Consider the following 21,233-nt stretch of genomic DNA (forward strand, 5'->3'; position numbering starts at 1 on the left):
GTCACAGCCCGGCGGCGGTCACCTGGTAGGCGGCTTCCATCAGCATCCAGCCCGAGAGCTGCACCGACAGGTCGCGTTCGGGGACGGTCGAGGCCGTCACCGAGCCGCCCGCGGTGAACTTGCCCGCGCCCGCGCTGCCGCCGGGCAGCCGGGCCGGTTTGCTCCAGTCGTGGCCGAACAGCGGCTCGCCCTCGACCTCGAGCCGATTGGCCCATGCGGCGGTGGCCGAGGCCTTGACGATGGCCGCGGCCGTGCGCCGGTCGCTCTGCTGTTGCTTGCCGTCACCGGGCAGCATCAGCGCGACGACCGCGAGGTAACGGGCGAGGATGCCGTTGAACAGGCCGCCGTCACCACCGCCGCCACCGGCGATCACCGAGCGGGTGGTCATGTGTTCCTCGACCGCGGCCAGCAGGCGACCGACCCGTTCGACGTGCCGATCGTCGTCGGTGTGCACGGCCAGTTCGGTCTCCAGGCCGAGCACCACACCCTGGCAGTAGCTGAACACTGGACGTTCGATCTCGCCCGAGGGCAGGTGGATGCCGTCGAGGATCAGGCCGGATTCCGGATCGCGCAGGGTGGCGTCGAGCCAGTCGGCCATCTCCTGGGCCCGTTCGACGCGGCCGAGGCGCAGCAGCGCGATACCGGCCGGGCCGTTGGCCGGAGCGTTGAAGAAGTCCGAACGCACCCGCCACGGAATGCCGCCGCCGAGTTCGGGGGCCCACGCGCCGTGCAGTTGCTGTTCGAGGGCGATCAGACCGCGGCGCGCGGTGGTGAGTTCCTGGGTGCGTTCGGCGCGTTCCAGCGCGATCGCCAACCAGGCCATGTCGTCGTAGTAGCGGTTGGTCCAGCCGGTGATGTTGCGTAGTCGGTGCGCGCGGGCGATCGCGCCGATGCGACGGCGGCGGGCCGGGGTCGGGACGCGGTTGGCCGCGTCGACGGCGACATCGAGCAGATGCGCCTGCCACCAGTAGTGCCAGCTGGCGAAGGCCCGCTCGCGACGGGTGGCGGGCCAGCCCACGACACCCAATTCCGTTCCGGGACAACCCCACAGCGTGCGCAGGTGCCGCGAGACGATCGCGGACTCGGCCATGTCGGCACGCTCGGACCACAGCGCCGGGGTCGGCACGGATCCGGCGCGATCAGAGGGCTGTGGGCGCCGGCCGCTGCGCGAGGTCATGGCACCATGGTGCCAGCTGCCGCCCGGTTTCCGCGCCCGTTCCGTTACCGTTCCGAGGCCGATTCGATCACACCGCTCGCCGCCATCCGGTTCACCAGGCCGTGGACAGGTCGGCGTGCTGGCGAATCCAGGCGTGCATGGCGATGCCCGCCGCCACGCCCGCGTTGATGCTGCGGGTGGAACCGAACTGCGCGATCGAAACCGTCAGGGCCGCTGCGTCTTTCGCGTCATCACTGACGCCGGGGCCCTCCTGCCCGAACAGCAGCAGACAGCGCTCGGGCAGCTGGGCGGTCTCGAGGGGGACCGCGCCGGGGACATTGTCGACGGCGACCACGGTCAGATCCTGGGCCGTGGCGTAGGCGCGCAACTCGGTCAGGTCGGCGTGGTGGTGCAGGTGCTGGTAGCGGTCGGTCACCATCGCGCCGCGCCGGTTCCAGCGCCGTCGGCCGACGATGTGCACGGCCGCGGCGGCGAAGGCATTGGCGGTGCGCACGACCGTGCCGATATTGGCGTCGTGGCCGAAGTTCTCGATGGCGACGTGGAACGGGAAGCGGCGCGCGTCGATGTCGGCGACGATCGCCTCCCTGGTCCAGTACCGGTAGGCATCGACGACATTGCGCCGGTCCCCCTCGGCCAGCAGCACCGGGTCATAGCGTTCGTCGGTGGGCGGCGGCGTGCCGTACTCCTGCTCCCACGGGCCGAGTCCGTGCGGATGCTCGCCCCATTCGGTCGGTCCGATGACCTGGGTGTCGGGCTCCTGCGCAGACTCACTCACCCCGAGAATGCTAGGCCCGCCGACCCACCCGCCCGGAACCGGACCTGACCGCCCTGCGGCGCGGCGCGGCCCACCCTCGGCACCGGCCAGCCACCATCGATGCCGAATCGACCGAAAGGGGAACCCATGCCTCTGCCCACTCCCGTCACCGGTAGCCGCGCGGTGGTCACCGGCGCGTCGTCCGGGATCGGCGCCGCGCTGGCCGAAGGGCTCGCCCGGCGCGGCCAGTCGCTGATCCTGGTGGCGCGGCGCGAAGACCGCCTCCGGGAGCTCGCCGCGCGGTTGCGCGACGCGCATCATGTGGAGGTCGAGGTCAGCGCCGTCGACCTGGCCGATCGTGCCGCCCGCGCGGCGCTGTGCGACGAGTTGTCCACCCGCACCGTCACCGTGCTGTGCAACAACGCGGGCTACGCCACCTACGGCGACCTGGCCGACGCGGACGCCGAGCGCGAGCGTCGCGAGGTGGAGCTGAACTGTGTCGCCGTGCACGACCTCACGCTGGCCGTCCTGCCGGGCATGCTGGCGCGTGACAGCGGCGCCATCCTGATCACCGGTTCCACCGCGGGCAACCAGCCCGGCCCGCGCAATGCCACCTACGCCGCCACCAAGGCGTTCGCCAACACTCTCGCCGAATCCCTGCACGGCGAGCTGAACGGAACCAACGTGGTGTGCACGTTGCTCGCGCCCGGGCCGGTTCGCACCGAATACGGCGAGGCCGCCGGGGTGTCCAACCTCGACGATCTGGTGCCGGGCCCGCTGTGGGTGTCGGCCGAGGACGCGGCCGAGAAGGCGCTCACCGGCCTGGCCGCCGGGCGTCGACGGGTGGTTCCCGGGCTGTTCGCCAAGGCGCAGACCGTCGGTGGGCAGTACACCCCGCGCGGGTTGGTCGCGCCGCTGCTGCGCGTGGCCTACGGCAGGCTGCGCTGAGGACTTCGGTCTTCGCCCACGGTGGGCGCCGCGCTCGGCAGACCCACGGACGGGCCGGTTCCCGGGGACGGGAGGGCCACGATCGGGCGGCCGCGCCGGAGGGTGCGTTGCCAGCGCAGTGGGTCGAAGACGGCGGGTTCGGTGTGCTGGACGAAATCGTGGATGAGGGCGACGAAGCGTTCGGGGTCGTAGTGGTGCGGGAAATGGCCCGCGCCGGGGAAGATCTCGATGCGACTGCCGGGGAAGGCGCGGTGGGCGCGTTCGGCATGACCGGACGGGATGACCGTGTCGCGGGTGCCGCCGATGACCATGGTGGGCAGGTGGGCCGCCAGGTAGCCGCGGTCGAGCATGGTGATGGTCTGGCCGCGCCGGTCGGCGGCGGCGCGGATGGTGCGCAGGAACGCATTGCGGGCGCCGGGGTCGGCGAGGTCGCCGTAGAGGCGCAGCACGTATTCGGCGTCGGGCCCGAGGCCAAGGCCGCCGAGCGCCCGGACCAGCGGAATCGAGGTCAGCACCGCCGTGCGAACCGGCCAGCTGGTCATGGCCATCAGCGCCGGACCGGCCCCGGCCAACGTCGCCAGCCGGAACGCCGGATGCACGCCCGCACCCATCCCCGCCGGGCAGACCAGCGCGATCCGCTCCACCTTCTCCGGGAACTGGTAGGCGAACTGCATCGCCACCCCGCCCCCGAGCGAGTGCCCGACCAGGGTGATCCGGTCGATCCCCAGCACACTGAGCAGATCACGCATGCCGTTGGCGTAGGCGGCCACCGCGTAATCGGCGCGCGGCTTGGCGGATTCGCCGTGACCGAGCAGATCGGGCGCGATCACGGTGTAGTGCTCGGCCAGCTTGTCGAACACCGGCGCCCACGTCCCGGAGCTGTCGGTGATCCCGTGGATCAGCAACACCGGCGGCCCCGACCCCGCCATCCGGTACGCGCGCCGATACCCGTGCACCTCGACGAACCGCACTTTCCCGTTCATCCCCGAAGCGTGCGCCAGAAATATTGCGCCCAAGGTACCCCCAGCGTTAGCCGTGGATGACCCCTGGAATCACCGGGCACCGGCGAACCCCATAGTCCTAGCTCTGGTCAGGATCGCGCGGAGGCGGAACAGTGAGGACATACTGGGCGGCCGCGTAGGTCGCCAGGATGACGCCCTCGGTGACACGGCGGGTGCGCTCCTCGCGGGCGAACAACCGGCGCAGCACGATCAACCCGTCGGAGACGGTGAACAGCAGCGCGCCCACACCGTACCGGCTGCGCGGATCGGCATCCGGAATGTTCAGGCCCGCGATGTTCTTCGCACCCGGTGCGAGCGCCGGATCGGAGGCCAGGGTGGCGGCGGTGCCGAGGGTCGCGCCGTAGGCACTCAGCGGTAGGGCCAGGTTCGGGGCCTTGGCGCGCAGCAAACCCGCCGCACCCAGCCAGGCGAGTACCCGGGGCGCGGCGATCTCCGCGCGCGGGCGGGCACCGCGACGCCACCACAGCAGCGAGTAGCCGGTCTGCATCACCGCGAACGAGGACGCCCCCGCGATCAGGCGGCGATCGTCGTCGGGGTCGATGAGCAGCACGTCACCGACGGTGGCGGCGGCCAGCGCGCCGAGCAGGATCCGGCGTTCGGCCGGATCGAGCTCGTTTCCGCTGGTCACCGCGTCGGCCGCGAGCAGCGGCATCAGCAGCGGCTTGGCGACCCATTGCAGCCGCTCGCGGCCGGTGACGGCACCGAAGACGGTGACCGCCGCCGCCGTGAGATAGCCGACCCGCAGCGCGCGCACGTCAGAAACTCGGTTCCTTCGGGGCGGGCGGCAGGGTGACGACCTGGCCCGCGTAGCTCAGTCCGGCGCCGAAGCCGAGCAGCAGCGCGAGCTGTCCGCCCTTGGCCTTGCCGGTCACCAGCATCTCCTCCATGGCCAGCGGGATGGAGGCGGCGGAGGTGTTGCCGGTGTTCTCGATGTCGTTGGCCATCGGGATGCCCTCGGCCAGGCCGAGGTTCTTCTTCATCAGCTCGTTGATCCGGGCGTTGGCCTGGTGCGGGATGAAGACCTCGATGTCCTCCTTGGCCACCCCGGAGTTCTCCAGCGCCGCCGAGAGCGCGCGCGGCAGCGTCACCGCGGCCCAGCGGAAGACCTTCGGGCCCTCCATCCGCAGCGACATCTGACCCACCGGCTCGACCTCGGGATCGGTGCCCTGCATCTTCTGGGCGCGGTCCTGGAAGGCCAGGAAGTCGATGTTCTGGGCGATGGCCTCGGCGTTCTCGCCGTCGCTGCCCCACACCGTCGGCGAGATACCGTTCTCCTCCGCCGGACCGACGACCACGGCGCCCGCGCCGTCACCGAAGATCATCGCGGTGCCGCGGTCGGACTTGTCCAGGCCCACGGTCATCGTCTCCGCGCCGATCACCAGCACGTAGTCGGCCGAACCGGCCCGGATCAGGTCGGCGGCGACGCCGAGTCCGTAGCCGAAGCCACCGCAGCCGGAGGTGAGGTCGAAGGCGGCGACGCCGTTGAGGCCCAGATCCGAGGCCACCGAGGGGGCGCCGTGCGGGGTGAGCTTGAGCCAGCTCGAGGTGCACAGGATGACCGCGCCGATCTTGGTGCGGTCAAGCGGGGTGTTGTTCAGCGCGCGCTCGCCCGCGGCCGCGGCGATCGAGCGGATGGTCTCGTCACCGCTGATCCAGCGCCGGTTGTGGATACCGGTGCGCTCGAAGATCCACTCGGGCGTCGAGTCGAGGGTCTCGCACACCTCGGCATTGCTGACGATGCGCTGCGGACGGTAGGCACCGATCCCGAGCATCGCAACGTTGTCGCGACCTTTGTTTACTGCAATGCTCACCACAGGTGACTCACACGTCCTTCAGAATTACCGGGCGACCACATCGTCGCCCGGGCTTGGCGCTGTTCAGGCTAACTCAGAGCAAGGTCATCGAGTCCGAGGATGGACCGATATTCCAGCCCCTCCTCGGCGATCACCTGGTCGGCGCCGGTTTCCCGGTCGACGACCGTGGCCACGCCCACCACGATGGCCCCCGCGTCACGCAGCGCGCGCACCGCGGTCAGCGGCGAGTTGCCGGTGGTGGTGGTGTCCTCGACGACCAGCACCCGCTTGCCCACCACATTGGGGCCCTCGATCTGGCGCTGCATGCCGTGCGCCTTGGCGGCCTTGCGCACCACGAACGCGTCGATCGGGCGACCGGGAGCGTGCATCACCGCCATCGCGACCGGGTCGGCGCCCATGGTGAGCCCACCGACCGCGTCGAAATCCCAGTCGGCCACGAGCTCGCGCAGCAGCGAGCCGATCAGCGGGGCCGCCTGGTGGTGCAGCGTCGCGCGGCGCAGGTCGACGTAGTAGTCGGCCTCCTTGCCCGAGGACAGTGTCACCTTGCCGTGCACGACCGCGAGCTCGCGCACGAGCGCGGCCAGTCGGTCGCGATCGGCCTCGGTGAGCGCCTGACGTGCCTGGTCGATCATGATGGCTGTGTTCCTCTCATGCCTAGGTCCTTCCGCGTGCGTTGAACAGTCCGCGATTCATCCGGGTCATCAGGGTCCGCGGGACGAACCCGGCCACCGTGGTGAGCACCTTGTACTGCACACCGGGCACACTGATCACCCGGCCGGAGTCGAGGTCGCGCAGGCTCCCGTCGACCACCTGATCGACCTCGAGCCACATCCGCTTCGGCACCGAATCCATCTCGATCCCGGCGCGCTCGTGGAACTCGGTGCGCACGAATCCGGGGCACAGCGCCTGCACGCGCACCCCGGTACCCACCAGGCCGCCCGCCAACCCTTCGGAAAAGGATACGACGTAGGCCTTGGAGGCCGAGTAGGTCGACCCCCGTCCGGGGATCAGCCCGGCCACGCTGGCCACGTTCACGATCGAACCGGACGCGGCGGCGACCATCGCGGGCAGCGCGGCCCTGGTCAGCTGGAGGACCGAGGTGACGTTGACGTCGAGCTGGGCCTGTAGCTCACCGGGCTCGAGCGTCCAGAACTCGCCCGAGTGCGCGAAGCCCGCGTTGTTGACCAGGAACTGGATGCCCTTGCCCGCGCGCTCGGCGACCAGGGCGCGGTCGTCGTCATCGGCGAGGTCGGCGGCCAGGACCTCGGTGCCGGTGTCGTAGCGACGCGCGAGTTCGTCGGCGAGCGCGCGCAGCCGGGTCTCGTTCCTGGCGACGAGCACCAGGTCGTAGCCGAGGGCGGCGAGGCGGTGGGCGAAACCCTCGCCGATGCCGGACGTCGGTCCGGTGATCATGGCGACGGGGCGGGACGCGCCGGGCAGGCGCGCGGAACTATCGGTCATCGCTGGTCGATTCGGTTCGACGGAAAAGGCCGTGGCGAGGGGTCACCACGGCCCGGGATCACTTGGGAACCGGCCCCTGATACGGCCGGAAACCCGGATGGAACGGACCACCGGGACGACCCGGCTCCGAGTCGTCGTCGTCGGACTCCGATCGCGGACGCGGCGGCTCGACGCGCGGCCGCGGCTCCGGGACCACCGCCAACGAGGGCCGACGTGGGGGCTCGCCGAGCGGGCGGCGGCCGGGCGCGGGCTGGTCCTCGAACTCGGGATCGTCGAGGTCGGGGTCGTAGTCGGCGGGGCGCGGCGGGCGGTTGGCGGCCGGACGCGGCTCGAACGGGTAGTCGTCCTCCGACGCGGCGGGCGCGCGGTTGGCGGGGGCGCGCTCGGGCTGCGGACGGTAGCGATCGTCCTCGTCGTCGGGGCCGGGGAAGCGGGCGCGGCCGCGGTCCTCGAGGTCGAGGGGCGCGGCGTCGTCGAGCTCGTCGTCGTATTCGGGGCGGAAGCCCTCGCCCAGCGGCTCGTCGGCGTTGGAGCGCGGACGGTTGTACTCGTTGGGTTCGGCCACCGGCGGCAGCACGTGCAGCAGACCCGACAGGCGCAGCACCGCGTCGATCGCCGACTCCCAGTCCTTGGCGCCGCTGCCGACCGGCAGCATGCCCAGGGTCCAGTTGCCCTCACTCCACAGCATCTGCATGGTGTCGGTGAGCGATTCGATGAAGCCGACCATGCGCTGGTCGACGGCGTGGCGGGCGATCTCGGGATCGGTGGCGAACACCACCCGGTCACCGATGGCGCCGAGCAGTTCCAGGTCGTGGTCCTTGGGCGGGGCCGCGGTCTTGAGACGCATGTCGACATCGATCTCCGAGCCGATCTGCCTGCGCACCGCCACCAGGGTGGCCGCGTCCTCGAGGTCGAAGAGCACGAACTTCTCGCCCTTGCGAATACCGGAGACCACGTCGACCGCCGAGAGGTAGCCGAGCTTGGCCAGCGCGCCGCGACGCCAGGTCGAGGCGAGCGCGGGCTCCACCGAGACATAGGTATAGCCCTGGGACTTCGCCCAGACCTGCCTGGCGTGCCCGGTCCGCTGTCGCTGGACCCGATCGAAATACAGCAGCACGACCGCACCCACGAGTGCGATCGCCGCCAACCCGAACCACATAGCCGTCATCGTCGCCTAGCCTATCCAGCCGTCGCCGTGATTGCCCGGCAGCACCGGGGATTCGACGCGCGGGTCGCTCATCGGGGGCCGCTCGGTAACGCCGTGCTGATGATGATCTCGGCGTGGATCGACCCGTCTGGATTCTTGTCGCCCTGCACCATAACCATGTCGCCGACCGGGAGTTCGCTCGCCTTCGTGCTGGTCAGCGAGATCACCTGGGTCGCATCGTCGATCAGCACCCGCACCGTCGAACCACCCAGCGTGCTCATGGTGATCTCGGTGCCGGTGTTGGCCGTGATGCTGCCCATCGTCGCACCGAGGTCCTCGCCACCGCCCAAACCGGGCAATCCGGGGAGGCCGGGCGTGTCGGGCGGGGTGACCGGAGTGGTCGGCTGACCGAAGGTCGGCGGCACCAGCGGTTGGGTGCTCGTCGGCGCGGTGGCCAGGGTGTCGTCGTCGGAACCGCCGCCACTGAGCATGAGCCCGGCCAGCACACCGCCGACCGCGATCAGCGCCAGGATGCCCAGTCCGAGCAGAATCCACAATCCGGTGTTGCGTTTGGGCGGCGGGCCCTGGTCACCGCCGTGCGGCTGCGGCGGATACCCCGGCGGCGGCGCACCGGGATAACCCGGGCCGTAGCCGGGCGGCGGAGCCTGCTGCGGGGGCGGTTGCGCTGCGGGATAACCACTTTCATAGGCACCCCACTGCGCGTCGTGGGGTGGTAGGGCCTGGGTCGGGTTCGACGGCTGCCCCCACTCGTCGAACCCCGAGCCGTACGGCTTGGTCGATTCCACACCCGGCGAACCCAACCGTTCGGTCGGCGAATCCTCCGGGTGTTGCCCCCACGGATCGTTCGGGTTCGTCATGGGCTCCAGCGTAGGTCAGCCCGGTGCGTTTGGGAGGCCCTCACGCACCGGGCTGTGGACAAATCACGAGCTGTGGACAACCTCGCGCCCGACGAGCAGCTTGTCGGTGGCGTCGTCCACACTCACCCGCACGGTGTCCCCGTCGACGATCGCGCCGGAGAGCAGTTCCTTGGCCAGGCTGTCGCCGATGGCCTGCTGGATGAGCCTGCGTAGCGGCCGCGCGCCGTAGGCGGGGTCGTAGCCGCGCACGGCCAGCCACTGCTTGGCCTCGGTGCTCACGTCGAGGGTCAGCCTGCGCTGGGCCAGCCGCTTCTGCAGCTGACGCAGGTTGATGTCGACGATCGACTCCAACTGCTCGGCGTCGAGCGCGTGGAACATCACCACGTCGTCGAGCCGGTTGATGAACTCCGGCTTGAACGCGCGCCGCACCGCCGCCATCACCTCGTCCTTGTCGCCACCCGCACCGAGGTTCGAGGTGAGGATGAGGATGGTGTTGCGGAAGTCGACCGTGCGGCCCTGGCTGTCGGTGAGCCTGCCCTCGTCGAGCACCTGCAGCAGAATGTCGAACACGTCCGGGTGCGCCTTCTCGATCTCGTCGAACAGCACCACCGAATACGGCCGCCTGCGCACCGCCTCGGTGAGCTGTCCGCCCTGGTCGTAGCCCACGTATCCGGGCGGCGCGCCGACCAGGCGAGCCACCGAGTGCTTCTCGCTGTACTCGCTCATGTCGATGCGGACCATCGCGCGTTCGTCGGCGAAGAGGAAGTCGGCCAGCGATTTCGCCAGCTCGGTCTTACCCACACCGGTCGGTCCGACGAACATGAACGAGCCCGTCGGCCGGTCCGGATCGGCGACCCCGGCCCTGGCGCGACGCACCGCGTCCGACACCGCCCGCACGGCCTCTTCCTGCCCGACCACACGCCCGGCGACCTCGGTCTCCATCCGCAGCAGCTTGGCGGTCTCGCCCTCGAGCATCCGGCCCACCGGCACACCCGTCCACGACGACACCACATCGGCGATGTCGTCCGGGGTGACCTCCTCGTTGAGCATCACCTCGCCGTCGGCGGCCGCCCCGCTGGCCTGCTCGGCCGCGGCCAAGTCCTTCTCCAGCGCGGGAATCCGGCCGTAGCGCAGTTCGGCGGCCTTGCCCAGGTCACCGTCGCGTTCGGCCCGCTCGGACTCCCCGCGCAGCGCCTCGAGCTGCTCCTTGAGCACGCGCACCGAGTCGATGGCGTTCTTCTCGTTCTGCCAGCGGGTGGTGAGCTGACCGAGCTTCTCGCGATCGTCGGCCAGTTCCTGACGCAGCTTCTCCAGCCGCTGCTTGGAGCCCGCGTCGGTCTCCTTCTCCAGCGCCACCTCCTCGATCTCGAGGCGCCGTACCGCGCGTTCGACCTCGTCGATCTCCACCGGCCGCGAGTCGATCTCCATGCGCAGCCGCGAGGCCGACTCGTCGATCAGGTCGATCGCCTTGTCCGGCAGGAACCGCGAGGTGATGTAGCGATCCGAGAGCGTCGCGGCCGCCACCAGCGCGGAATCGGTGATCCGCACGCCGTGGTGCACCTCGTAGCGCTCCTTGATGCCGCGCAGGATGCCGATGGTGTCGGCCACCGACGGCTCCCCGACCAGCACCTGCTGGAAGCGCCGTTCCAGCGCCGCGTCCTTCTCGATGTACTTGCGGTACTCGTCGAGCGTGGTCGCGCCGACCAGTCGCAGCTCACCGCGCGCCAGCAGCGGCTTGATCATGTTGCCCGCGTCCATCGCCGAATCGCCGGTCGCGCCCGCGCCGACGATGGTGTGCAGCTCGTCGATGAAGGTGATGATCTCGCCCGCGCTGTTCTTGATGTCGTCGAGCACGGCCTTGAGCCGCTCCTCGAACTCACCCCGGTACTTCGCGCCCGCGACCATCGCGCCCAGGTCCAGCGAGATCACCTTCTTGCCGCGCAGCGACTCGGGCACGTCACCCTCGACGATGCGCCGGGCCAGGCCCTCGACGATGGCGGTCTTGCCCACGCCCGGCTCGCCGATGAGCACCGGGTTGTTCTTGGTGCGCCTGCTCAGCACCTGCACCACGCGACGGATCTCGGTGTCGCGCCCGATCACCGGATCGAGCTTGCCCGCGCGCGCGGCCTCGGTCAGGTCGGTGGAGTACTTCTCCAGTGCCTGGTAGCTGGCCTCCGGATCGGGACTGGTGACGCGCGCGCTGCCGCGCACCGCAGTGAACGCCTCGCGCAGCGCCTCCGGGGTCGCCCCGTGCCGTTGCAGCAGCTTGGCCACCTCGGAATCGCCGGTGGCCAGCCCGACCAGCAGATGCTCGGTGGAGACGTACTCGTCGCCGAGCTCGGTGGCCAACCGCTGCGCCGCGGTGACCGCGGCCAGCGCCTCGCGCCCGAGCTGCGGGGTGGTGGTGGCACCGGTCGCGCTCGGCAGCTTGTCGACGATGTCACCCGCCTCGCGTTCGACCGTCGCCGGATCCACGCCGATGGCCTTGAGCAGCGGAGCCGCGATGCCATCGGTCTGATCCAGCAACGCCACCAGCAAGTGCGCCGGACGAATCTCCGGATTGCCCGCCGCCGACGCGGCCTGAAGCGCGGCGGTCAGCGCCGCTTGAGTCTTGGTGGTGGGATTGAACGAATCCACTGATCCTCCGTGTGTGTTGGAGCGCGTTTTGTTGTCGTTTCATCCAACGGCGTCAGAGTTGAGTCTATTCCGCTCAAGTTTGAGCGTGTCGACAGGGGCCCGGCACCGCTTCGACGGTACGCCGCGACACCACCGAAGCCCGTCGATCACCGCATGTCGGAAGGGGTTCCGCCTAGGATTACCCCTGCCCGGCTCTCACCGATGCGAGGAGTTCGTCGACATGCGCGCGATCGTGGTTCAGAAGTTCGGCGGCACCCCGGAGCTGGCCGACGTGCCGGTGCCCGAGCCCGGCCCCGGCGAGGTGCAGGTCGCCCTGGACTCGGCGGGGGTCAACCCCTTCGATCTGAAGATGGCCGACGGCCTGCTCGAGGGCAAGATGCCGACCGATTTCCCGATGATCCTCGGCGTCGACGGCGCGGGCACGGTCTCGGCGGTGGGCAGCGGGGTCACCAAGTTCGCCATCGGCGACAAGGTGGTCGGCAAATTCCTCACCGCGCCCGCCGGACACGGCAGCTGGGCGCAGTTCTCGGTGGTGCCCGAAGACGCGACGCTCGTGCCGATTCCCGATGGCGTCACCTCGGTGGCCGCGGCCGCGCTGCCGATCGCCGGTGTCACCGCGCAGGACCTGGTCGACGCCGCGCACATCCAGCCCGACCAGACGGTGCTCATCGTCGGCGCGACCGGCGGCGTCGGCTCGTTCCTCGTGCAGCTGGCCAATATCGCGGGCGCGCACGTCATCGCGACGGCGCGCGGCGACGCCGCCGACCAGGTCGCCCGCCTCGGCGCCGCCGAAACCATCGACTACACCCGGCCGCGTCCCGCCGACCCGAACCTCGTCGACCCCGACCCCGCCGCCTACCGCGACTCCAGCGTCACCGACGCCGTCCACTTCACCCACCCCGACGGCATCGACGTCCTGTTCGACTTGATCAGCCCCGCCGCCGATTTCGCCCGCCACGCCACCCTCGTGCGCCGCGGCGGCCACGCCTACTCCACCACCTGGGCCGCCGACGAAGCCGCCCTGCGCGCCCGCGACATCACCGGCGGCAACTTCGAATCCAAGGGCCGCGCCCCCGAACTCACCCGCCTCCTCGCCCGCGTAGCAGCGGGCGACGTCGTCGTCCCCGTCCAGATGACCGTCCCCCTCGAAGCCGCCCCCACCATCCTCGGCACAGGCAACGCCCGAGGAAAAACCGTCCTGGCGATATGACCACCCGCCGACCACACGGGCGTTCGGACGGCGAACTTCAACCGATCCAGGTACCGCGAGAGGTAGCGACCAGCGACCTCGAGGCACGGCTCGCGCGGTTCGCCGGAACGGCTGACGCGGCGGTAGAGAGCGCCGAGATCGAGGCGGCCTTCGGCGCAGACCGCCTCGATGACTGAGCCCCGCGAGCACTGTCACCCGAATCGTCCGCGAAGCAACGGGACTCGATCTCGGTAGGCTCGTCGATATGTCCGAATTGACACTGTCGAATCTGCTGGACGATGCCGCCCTCTACTCGTTCGAGCATCAGCTGCATCTCGCGGACGTCGTCGGCGACCGGGGGTGGAGTGTCGATCTGCGCGCTGGCCGGTTCACGCTGACCGGCGACCAGCCGATCGAGTGCGAGCGCATGCACCTGCTCGGCTCGGCGGCGCCCGGCCCGCAGTCGTGGTTGTGGTCGTGGGGGAATCCGGCCGGATATCCGGAGACCGTCACCGGCCTGGCCCAGTCGGTGCGCGAGACCGGCACCCGCTACGGCATCAGCGCGCTCGCCGACGTGGAGGTCCCGTTCGCGGCGCTGCCCACCCCCACCGATCGCCCCGAGGCCGTGGTGAACGTCTTCATGGACGCCGCCAAGGCCATCTCCGGCGTCTGGACCGCCTACAGCGGCCCCGTCGGCGGCGGCACCCGCGCCGCCTTCCTCATCGAACACCCCCTGTTCGCCCTGCCCGCCCCCGAATCCTCCCGCGTGATGCGCGTCCTCCAGCAGGCCCTCACCGAATTCCCGATCACCGACCACCGCCGCGCCGTGCACTCCTACGCCAACCACCGCGGCCTGACCATCCACTGGTCCGACGACCACCGCCACGCCACCCTCACCGGCCCCGCCCTCGAAGCGCGACTCACCTTCGACGAATGGGCCCGAGTCACCGGCATCGATGCCCACCTGGGCGCCAACTGATTTCGTAGCGAACCCTCGCGAAATGAGACATAGCACACATTAGGGATCTCTCCGCGAACCCCGCGCGTCCAATATCTCGACACCCTGTTGCCGAGAGTGGGATTCGCGATGACCGACGATCTGCCCGAGTTCACGCGTGACAGCAACGCGGCCCTGCGTTCGCAGATCGATCAGATGCTCGATGCCTATCAACGGGATTCGGCCGCCCTGCTCGCCGCCCAGAGCAAGGCGGCCGAACCGGTGACGCGGTGGTCGGACGACAACCTGGTGCGCGTCACCGCCAACGCGGGCGGCGTCATCGAGGTCCACGTCGAGCCGGAGGCGTTCCGTCGTTCGACACCGGAGAAGCTGGGCGCCGCGATCACCGCGACCATCCACGCCGCGCAACAGTCCGTGGCGCAGGGCCAGGAGCAGGCCCTCGCCCCGCTGACCGAGCTCGCCGCCGAACTCCCCGACCTCCCCGACCTCATCCCCGGCGCGCCGAACACCAAAGACCTGATGGCCCAGTTCCGCACACCACCGGAGACGACCCCACCACCCGCGGCACCCATCGATGACGAGGACGAGTACTTCCGCAACCGGGGGTACCTGCGTTGAGCTCGATCGACGTCGACCCCGACGCCCTGCGCAACACCAAGGGTTCCTACGAATCCGCCGCCACCACACTGACTTCCGCACTCCAAGCCCTCACCGCTGCCCTGGATGCCGAGGGCGAATGTTGGGGCGCCGACGAAACCGGCACCGCCTTCGCCCAGAACTACACACCGGGCGTCGAGCAGGGCAAGAAGGCCGTCGCCAATCTGGCCACCACGATGACCCAACTCGGCACGAACATGGTCACCCTGGCCGACAAACTCGTCGAGCAGGACACCACCCAGGCCGCCGCCCTGAAGCAGTCGACGGGAACCTAGCCAGTGGGCATCGAGATCCCCGACTCACTGCAGTGGGTCGCGAAATACATTCTGGGCGCGGGAGATTGGCCCGACGGTGACGAAACCGCCATGCGCCGGCTCGCCGACGCCTGGACCACCACCGCCAAAACCCTCGACACCGTCGACGACACCGCCGCCGCCGCGCTGACCGCCACCCTGACCGCGCTCTCGGAGGGCGAGGCCCACGACGCGATCGCCGCCTACCGCGACAAACTGCTGTCCGGCGACGAGGCCGCCTTCACCGCCATCCGCAAATGGTGCGAGAAACAGGCCGAGATCCTCGAAGACGGCGCCAACGACATCGAGCACACCAAGCTCGTGATCATCGGCACGATGATCGTGGCCGCCGTCGAGATCGCCGCCGCCATCGCCACCGCCTGGACCGGCATCGGCGCCGCCGCCGGTGTAGCGGCCCGCGTCGCCGCGCAAGTCGCAGTGCGCATCGCGATGAAACAGCTGATCACCCGGATGATCGCGCGCGGCATCGCCAAGGCCGCGGCCCGCGCGGCGCTGAAGGGGGCGGCCTTCGAGGCACTGGAAGAGGGCGGCATAGACGCTCTCGCCCGCACCATCCAGGTCGCCAACGGCGACCGCTCGATGGACAAATTCGGCTGGGCCGACCTCGGCCTGGCCACCTTCGGCGGCGCGGTCGGCGGCGCCGTGGGCGGCGGCCTCGGCGACAAACTCGGCGGCGTCGGCGACAACATCTCCAACAAGGTCGGCAAACTCGCCACCCAAACCCTCACCGGCGCCGCCACCGAACTCGGCGCCGACCTCTCCGCCCAGGTCGCCACCGCAGGCCTCAACTCCGCTCTCACCGGCCAGGAATTCAAACTCGACATCGGCGTCGACACCTTCACCAGCGCGGGCGCGGGCGGCCTCCAGAGCGGCATCGAATCCAGCCTCCACAACGGCGGAACCACCACCGCCCCCGAGGTTCCCGACCTGGGCGAGGTCCCCGGCACCGACGCCCCCGCCACCCCCTCAGGCACCGAAACCCCCTCCACCCCAGGCGACACCACTCCCTCGGCCTCACCCGTCTCCACCGGCGCCCCCAATTCCCCGTCAACACCCAACGGCGACGGCGGAACTCAACCCGCGAGCACGAATCCCTCCTCACCTAGCGGTGATTCGCCGAGCTCGCCGGGAGATTCATCCCCGTCGCCGAGTTCGCCGGGCGACGGTTCACCGTCACCCAGCTCACCGGGAGCCGATTCCCCATCCCCGTCCTCACCGACCCCGAACTCGCCCACCGACAACTCGCCCAGCCCGACTACGCCAGGCGATACGTCCCCCAGCTCACCGGGCAACACCTCACCCAGCCCGTCGACGCCAGGCGACACCTCACCGAACCCACCCGGCACCAACTCCCCGAGCCCCTCCACGCCCGGCGACACCAATCCATCCACACCCGCCACCAACCCCTCGACGCCGAGCGACACCACCCCCAGCCCTTCCACACCCACCGACACCGGCTCCCCCAACCAAAACCCGACGACCCCGTCACCCCAGACCCCGTCGTCGCTGGACCTCCCCTCAACCGACACCCCAGCTCAGACCCAGCCGGTCACCCCGTCACCCCCCGCCGCCACGACGCCCTCCCCGTCGACCACACAACCGTCGACCCCCAGCGACACCACGTCGACCAACCCCGGCACCTCCCCCACCACCCCTGGCACGACCACCCAACCCACAACCCCGGGCACCCCGTCCACCCCCGGCACACCGTCGTCCCCCTCGCTCACCCCGAACACCCAGACCGACCCGAACCGCACCCCACAGTCGGCCGACACCACCACCGCCGCGGCAACAATGGCCCCCACGGCCCCGACCACAGCCCAACCGGCCGGAAACATCACGCCGACAACCCCTTCCACCCCCAGCTCACCGACCAGCTCGGTCCCCCCGATGACTGCCATGCCGGTCAGTCCATCGACGAGCCAGCCGACGACTACTCCCCAACCATCCACAACCACGCGCCCAACTCCCACCAACGGCACCACCCCGCCGACCACCCCACCCACGTCCGCGCGCCCACAGAACCCAACGACCGCCCCACCGCGAAACCCGTCGACCAACCCGACGCCCCCGCGCACCCCCACAAACCCTTCCACAGACGCGCCGCGACAAACCGCCCCGCCCGTCGACTCGACACCAACTTCCGACGCGACACCGACCCCCGACCACACCCCGTCAACAAACCCGGCGTCGCCAACCACCCCATCGCCAGGCCCCGCGACGCCAACCACTCCATCACCAGACGCGACATCGCCGCCCACCCCGTCGACCGACGCCGATCCCACCCAAGCGTCGCCCCCGACGGAGTCGACCCCCACAGACACACCCCCGGCAACCGAGTCGACCGCCACCAACAGCCCTTCCACCGACACCACCCCCGCCACCAACACCCACCCCGCCGACCCCACCCTCACCCCCCAAGACCTGGAAAACTCCACCCGAGCCCGCCAGGCCCGCGAATCCCTCCGCCCGGTAACCCCCGCCAACGACCAGGCCCTCCACGTCACCCCCACCACCGGCCGCCCCTACCGCAGCGCCAGCTACCCGAACACGTTCGGCCAGCCGGTCCGCGTCATCCGCGTGACCGCCGCCGTAACCGCCTCCCCCACAACACCTCCCACCACGATCGACACGGTCACCGACCGCACCCAACTCGCCACCGACCTCACCTTCAACCAGGGCACCCAATTCCCCCTCGGCGACTGGCTGATGGTCGACGTGGTCCCCACCACCAACCCCACCACCGCCGACCTCACCATCGACGCCGACACCAACCCCTCCCTCACCGACCTCGCCAACACCGTCCGCGCCAACCTCGGCCTCCCCCCGACCACCACCCCCACCGTCACCCCCGACGACATCCGCCAACTCGGCTCCGACATCTCCCGAGCCGACCTGGCCCGAGCCACCATCCCTTCCTGGGCCAACCAGCACACCACCCCCACGGTCAACACCAACCCAACCGTCACCACCACCCCCACGGCCAACACCAACCCGACGGTCGACACCACTCCCACCGTCAACACGAACCCCAACACCGACCCGACCATCGACCCCACAACCGACACCACCGTCGACCTTGACGCCATCCACAACAACCACGCCGAACAAACCCCCGCAGGCGTCTCCCACCACCGCGGCGATCCCACCATGGGCGACCTCCCCCACCGAGTGCCCGCCGACCCCACCCGCTTCACCGCCGACACCCACATCACCCCCGACGGCCACGCCGTAGTAGGCGGCCAAACCCTCACCCCCGAGCAATACGGCGACCTCCTCCGCCGCTCCACCTGGGACGGCACCACCCCCATCCGCCTCATCGGCTGCGACGCCTCCTCCAACGACTTCGCCAACCGCCTCGCCCAACACCTCGGCGTAGAAGTCCTGGCCCCCACCCAAGCCGCCTGGACCGACACCAACGGCAACGTCTTCAGCGCCAGCTCGGTGACGAATCCGGACGGCACAACCAGCCCTAGAGTTCCGCCGGACGGACAATGGCAGACGCACCATCCGAACGGAACGACAACCCCGGCGGGGAGTGACCCGAATCCGCCAGGCACTACCAAACCGGTCGACTACGAGAGCAGTCGGCACTCCTCGGCAGCGCGGAGCGCATTCCAACGACCAGGGATAACACCCAACCCGTACTCGGACCTCATCGGCGACAGGCCAGTCGAAAACATCGGACCCACCCACCCTCTATCGCCTGTCCGCAGCAGACCATTCGGGCGTGTTCCTGGACGTCGAGTGCGGGACGCTGGGGCGCCGATACCGTTGGCTCCGAATACCGCCTACAGAGTCACCGACAGATCGGGCCGTGACCGCGGACTTTTCATTACTGGCCCGGATGGCCGGATCTCGGAGGTGGTCACGAATTCTGGAATCGGCACACCACGCGGAATCCCCGGCGAAGGATTCAATCCCGACCTCCGGCATCCACTTCCCGACGCCGTATACACCGTCGATCAAAAGTTCATATACTCGACCGATTCGCAAGGTCGAGTAGTCCAAGCTGAGGGTCGGCTGGAACACACCGTATCGAACGATCTTCGACGTGGCCCAGACCAGAGCCCGATCGGACGGGACGGGCCGCGAGAATACCGCCGCATAAATGCCGAGACGGTCGCCGAGTTCAAACGCGAGTTCGGTCGTGAACCGACACCACAAGAAGCATTCCTGTATGAGATAGTTTCATTCAATGGCGGCCATCTGTTCGGAACCGAATTCGACGGTCCTGGCGAGGCGATAAACATGGTCCCGATGCTCGAATTGCTCAATCAGAGTCAATCCAACACGACGCCGACCGATAACTGGCGAAGGTTGGAAATGCTCTGGGAAGACATACTTTCGCGGGAACCACCGCCGACAGTCAACGCACGGATCGACCTGCAGTACGACCCGAACGATCCGGATTCGAGGGCACCGAAGTTCCTAGAGGTGACCTACACTGTCGACGGAGTCACCATACCGCCGTTCCGGTACGATAATATGCCTCCCCGCCGCTGACGGCGTGCACAATGACGAAAGGTAGTGCGGACGATGACGACTATGGAGCCCGATCCACGCCTCCTCGAGGAGCGCGCACTACAACTCATCGGACAAATCATTGTCGACCACGCACCGACGAAGTGGAAGACGATATCCTTCTCGGCACACTGCACAACAAGCGTCAGTACATATGATTTGCAGATTACCGACGACAACTCGATCATCAAACGACATGATGTCCCTAGCACGGTGTACCGCGAAGTAGATTCCCTCCGACGAATGATGTACCGACCGGACAGAGGAACGTGGCTGTCGATGAAGATCACCATCGACAGCACTGGCGGCTACGAATCGATGTTCGACTATGACAGTCTCCCCGCAGTCGATCAGTACACGCCAGAATGGTCCAACGAAACGTATGCCCTCGATCTCATCGAGTATCCCCGCCCCGAAACACATATCCCCGACTGGCTCCGCACCAAGATCGCCAATGTCGAAATGAACAGGTCAGAGACCACCGAGCCCGGACACAACACACAGCAGTCGACGAAGGGACACTGATGACTCCGGACAACTCAGCGTCAGCGTTGACCGAGGAAGATCTCAACGAACTACACGAAGAATACAGTGATTATCTGATCGAATCCGCTCCGACCGGTTGGACTCGGATCAGGTACACGATCTATTCGACTATCGATCATCATGCATACAAGTCGGTCGCAATCACCGACCAATCTTCTGAAATTCCCCTTTTTCCCTCGCCTGAGCTGATCGAACTTTTTCACACGCTTCGAACTTCGATGTTCGAGCCGGGCAAGGGCACTTGGCTGGCCGCAGTTTACGAATTCGACCAAGACGGCGACTACAATTTCGCATTCGACTATGACTCCAAGCTTCCGGTCGAGATGGGTTTGTCGCCCGACGATTATGCTCGAGATTTCGAGCACTTTCCGCGCGATACGTCAAACCTACCAAAATGGCTGATTGACGAGCTCGACTCGGCAAACCACGAGCCCGGCTGGTACCTGAGCCCAAATGCCGAAAATGTTCGTCGTGATCCCCAACCTGTGGATTTCACGATTAATATCGTCGAGGACGATGCTGAACGCGATCCAGATTCGATCCGAACGTTTGTAAGCACTGGCTATACGATCCACCCAGCCGAGCCTTGCAGCACGGCACATTCAATCGCACCCTGGCATGACGATCCGTATCGAGACAACGCTGTCCTCGAAAACATAGGAAGGCACCTACAGCAAGGCGTTCCCAATGGGTGGCACTCCCTGACCTACACCTACAGAGAGGCAGGACTGTGTCGGCATGGCACGTTGGAATACACCAACGCCGTCGGCGCTCGTTCGAGAATTCTCCGGCCGCTGACTGTCCAGGACAAGCGCGTCGCTGTGCACGAAGGTCGACGCGATTATGCGGAATGGTCGGAAGAGCCCCTACATGAGCTGTGGTCACAACACCGGCGATCGTCGTACCAGCCAGGCCGCGGCACTTGGTTCACAGCAAAATATTCACTCGATACGTCGGGACGGTTCAACGTAGAATACAGCTACGACGAACAACCGGAATTTATTCCTAGGCTATCAGTCGGTATGTACGCTTATGATCTTCAGGTATTTCCGAGAGATTCTTCACGGACGCCACCGTGGCTATCGGAAGCGGTAACCATAGCTGATACAAATCCCGACAGGCTGCTATAGATTTAACGGTAGCGAAAAACTAGCGAACCTACCGTTCCGAAAAGAGTCGTGCAACAACTCTTTTCGAGAGCCCTCGC

20 protein-coding genes and 1 pseudogene are annotated in these 21,233 nt (G+C 68.3%); 9 read left to right on the plus strand and 12 right to left on the minus strand.

The window, feature by feature from the left end; genetic code table 11:
• Position 1 precedes the first annotated feature (1 nt).
• Together QC180_RS07320 and QC180_RS07325 are read right to left on the minus strand one after the other, a co-directional pair.
• The gene (locus tag QC180_RS07320; protein WP_278261832.1) at positions 2-1,090 is read right to left on the minus strand and encodes a glycoside hydrolase family 76 protein; all 1,089 of its coding nucleotides are present in this window, start codon (positions 1,088-1,090) and stop codon (positions 2-4) included.
• A gap of 178 nt (positions 1,091-1,268) precedes the next feature.
• Positions 1,269-1,952 (minus strand): TrmH family RNA methyltransferase, encoded by a 684-nt coding sequence (locus tag QC180_RS07325; RefSeq protein WP_278261833.1) that lies wholly within the window; start codon positions 1,950-1,952, stop codon positions 1,269-1,271.
• 126 nt (positions 1,953-2,078) lie between these two features.
• Here QC180_RS07325 and QC180_RS07330 point away from each other — a divergent pair, with 126 nt between their 5' ends.
• Complete coding sequence (locus QC180_RS07330; protein ID WP_278261834.1) at positions 2,079-2,879, plus strand: SDR family NAD(P)-dependent oxidoreductase; 801 nt, start codon at positions 2,079-2,081, stop codon at positions 2,877-2,879.
• Here the strand turns inward: QC180_RS07330 and QC180_RS07335 are convergent.
• The 8 genes from QC180_RS07335 to clpB form a co-directional block, all read right to left on the minus strand.
• The gene (locus QC180_RS07335) at positions 2,861-3,862 is read right to left on the minus strand and encodes an alpha/beta fold hydrolase (protein ID WP_278261835.1); all 1,002 of its coding nucleotides are present in this window, start codon (positions 3,860-3,862) and stop codon (positions 2,861-2,863) included. The two genes, QC180_RS07330 and QC180_RS07335, sit on opposite strands and share 19 nt — an antisense overlap.
• A 97-nt stretch (positions 3,863-3,959) precedes the next feature.
• Positions 3,960-4,655: a lysoplasmalogenase gene (locus QC180_RS07340; RefSeq protein WP_278261836.1), complete on the minus strand. Its 696-nt coding sequence runs from the start codon at positions 4,653-4,655 to the stop codon at positions 3,960-3,962.
• Between the two features lies 1 nt (position 4,656).
• Positions 4,657-5,715 carry a beta-ketoacyl-ACP synthase 3 gene (locus QC180_RS07345; protein WP_278261837.1) on the minus strand — a complete coding sequence of 353 codons (1,059 nt, stop codon included), beginning with the start codon at positions 5,713-5,715 and terminating at the stop codon, positions 4,657-4,659.
• Between the two features lie 68 nt (positions 5,716-5,783).
• Positions 5,784-6,347, minus strand: coding sequence for an orotate phosphoribosyltransferase (gene pyrE, locus QC180_RS07350; protein ID WP_278261838.1), 564 nt, complete (start codon positions 6,345-6,347; stop codon positions 5,784-5,786).
• Positions 6,348-6,369: 22 nt separating this feature from the next.
• On the minus strand, positions 6,370-7,176 hold the full coding sequence (locus QC180_RS07355) for an SDR family NAD(P)-dependent oxidoreductase (protein WP_278261839.1): 807 nt from the start codon (positions 7,174-7,176) through the stop codon (positions 6,370-6,372).
• Positions 7,177-7,234: 58 nt separating this feature from the next.
• A complete protein-coding gene (locus QC180_RS07360) occupies positions 7,235-8,344 on the minus strand; it encodes a type III secretion system chaperone family protein (protein WP_278261840.1) in 1,110 nt (369 codons plus the stop codon).
• Positions 8,345-8,412: 68 nt separating this feature from the next.
• A complete protein-coding gene (locus tag QC180_RS07365; protein ID WP_278261841.1) occupies positions 8,413-9,201 on the minus strand; it encodes a DUF5666 domain-containing protein in 789 nt (262 codons plus the stop codon).
• A gap of 63 nt (positions 9,202-9,264) precedes the next feature.
• Complete coding sequence (clpB, locus tag QC180_RS07370; RefSeq protein WP_278261842.1) at positions 9,265-11,838, minus strand: ATP-dependent chaperone ClpB; 2,574 nt, start codon at positions 11,836-11,838, stop codon at positions 9,265-9,267.
• Positions 11,839-12,058: 220 nt separating this feature from the next.
• Here clpB and QC180_RS07375 point away from each other — a divergent pair, with 220 nt between their 5' ends.
• From QC180_RS07375 to QC180_RS30320, 5 genes and pseudogenes are all read left to right on the plus strand, one after another.
• On the plus strand, positions 12,059-13,048 hold the full coding sequence (locus tag QC180_RS07375) for an NADP-dependent oxidoreductase (RefSeq protein WP_278261843.1): 990 nt from the start codon (positions 12,059-12,061) through the stop codon (positions 13,046-13,048).
• A gap of 244 nt (positions 13,049-13,292) precedes the next feature.
• A complete protein-coding gene (locus QC180_RS07380) occupies positions 13,293-14,006 on the plus strand; it encodes a DUF6882 domain-containing protein (protein WP_278261844.1) in 714 nt (237 codons plus the stop codon).
• A 108-nt stretch (positions 14,007-14,114) separates the two neighbouring features.
• On the plus strand, positions 14,115-14,603 hold the full coding sequence (locus QC180_RS07385; protein WP_278261845.1) for a YbaB/EbfC family nucleoid-associated protein: 489 nt from the start codon (positions 14,115-14,117) through the stop codon (positions 14,601-14,603).
• Complete coding sequence (locus tag QC180_RS07390; RefSeq protein WP_278261846.1) at positions 14,600-14,917, plus strand: WXG100 family type VII secretion target; 318 nt, start codon at positions 14,600-14,602, stop codon at positions 14,915-14,917. The genes QC180_RS07385 and QC180_RS07390 overlap by 4 nt, the downstream gene beginning before the upstream one ends.
• Before the next feature lie 3 nt (positions 14,918-14,920).
• Positions 14,921-15,322, plus strand: a pseudogene (locus QC180_RS30320) (WXG100-like domain-containing protein); the annotation flags it as partial.
• Positions 15,323-16,029: 707 nt separating this feature from the next.
• Here the strand turns inward: QC180_RS30320 and QC180_RS07400 are convergent.
• A complete protein-coding gene (locus QC180_RS07400; RefSeq protein WP_278261848.1) occupies positions 16,030-16,485 on the minus strand; it encodes a hypothetical protein in 456 nt (151 codons plus the stop codon).
• 6 nt (positions 16,486-16,491) lie between these two features.
• On the minus strand, positions 16,492-17,322 hold the full coding sequence (locus QC180_RS07405) for a hypothetical protein (protein WP_278261849.1): 831 nt from the start codon (positions 17,320-17,322) through the stop codon (positions 16,492-16,494).
• 214 nt (positions 17,323-17,536) lie between these two features.
• Between QC180_RS07405 and QC180_RS07410 the strand changes: the two genes are divergently transcribed.
• From QC180_RS07410 to QC180_RS07420, 3 genes are read left to right on the plus strand one after another with little or no spacing between them, the layout of a single operon-like run.
• Positions 17,537-19,462 carry a DNA/RNA non-specific endonuclease gene (locus QC180_RS07410; RefSeq protein ID WP_278261850.1) on the plus strand — a complete coding sequence of 642 codons (1,926 nt, stop codon included), beginning with the start codon at positions 17,537-17,539 and terminating at the stop codon, positions 19,460-19,462.
• Positions 19,463-19,495: 33 nt separating this feature from the next.
• Positions 19,496-20,005 (plus strand): hypothetical protein, encoded by a 510-nt coding sequence (locus QC180_RS07415; protein WP_278261851.1) that lies wholly within the window; start codon positions 19,496-19,498, stop codon positions 20,003-20,005.
• Entirely contained in the window at positions 20,005-21,156 is a 1,152-nt protein-coding gene (locus tag QC180_RS07420; RefSeq protein WP_278261852.1) for an antitoxin YezG family protein, read from the plus strand. The genes QC180_RS07415 and QC180_RS07420 overlap by 1 nt, the downstream gene beginning before the upstream one ends.
• Positions 21,157-21,233 lie beyond the last annotated feature (77 nt).

The organism is Nocardia anocheti (genome assembly GCF_029675105.1).
In the GTDB taxonomy this organism is placed as follows: Bacteria; Actinomycetota; Actinomycetes; order Mycobacteriales; family Mycobacteriaceae; genus Nocardia.

What these genes read in the sequence shown, in the direction of transcription:
- QC180_RS07375 (WP_278261843.1), top strand. Translation starts at nt 12,059, where the DNA reads ATGCGCGCGATCGTGGTTCAGAAGTTCGGCGGCACCCCGGAGCTGGCC.
- QC180_RS07355 (WP_278261839.1), bottom strand. Translation starts at nt 7,176, where the DNA reads ATGACCGATAGTTCCGCGCGCCTGCCCGGCGCGTCCCGCCCCGTCGCC.
- QC180_RS07415 (WP_278261851.1), top strand. Translation starts at nt 19,496, where the DNA reads ATGACGACTATGGAGCCCGATCCACGCCTCCTCGAGGAGCGCGCACTA.
- QC180_RS07420 (WP_278261852.1), top strand. Translation starts at nt 20,005, where the DNA reads ATGACTCCGGACAACTCAGCGTCAGCGTTGACCGAGGAAGATCTCAAC.
- QC180_RS07330 (WP_278261834.1), top strand. Translation starts at nt 2,079, where the DNA reads ATGCCTCTGCCCACTCCCGTCACCGGTAGCCGCGCGGTGGTCACCGGC.
- QC180_RS07335 (WP_278261835.1), bottom strand. Translation starts at nt 3,862, where the DNA reads ATGAACGGGAAAGTGCGGTTCGTCGAGGTGCACGGGTATCGGCGCGCG.
- QC180_RS07385 (WP_278261845.1), top strand. Translation starts at nt 14,115, where the DNA reads ATGACCGACGATCTGCCCGAGTTCACGCGTGACAGCAACGCGGCCCTG.
- QC180_RS07320 (WP_278261832.1), bottom strand. Translation starts at nt 1,090, where the DNA reads ATGGCCGAGTCCGCGATCGTCTCGCGGCACCTGCGCACGCTGTGGGGT.
- pyrE (WP_278261838.1), bottom strand. Translation starts at nt 6,347, where the DNA reads ATGATCGACCAGGCACGTCAGGCGCTCACCGAGGCCGATCGCGACCGA.
- QC180_RS07360 (WP_278261840.1), bottom strand. Translation starts at nt 8,344, where the DNA reads ATGACGGCTATGTGGTTCGGGTTGGCGGCGATCGCACTCGTGGGTGCG.
- QC180_RS07380 (WP_278261844.1), top strand. Translation starts at nt 13,293, where the DNA reads ATGTCCGAATTGACACTGTCGAATCTGCTGGACGATGCCGCCCTCTAC.
- QC180_RS07365 (WP_278261841.1), bottom strand. Translation starts at nt 9,201, where the DNA reads ATGACGAACCCGAACGATCCGTGGGGGCAACACCCGGAGGATTCGCCG.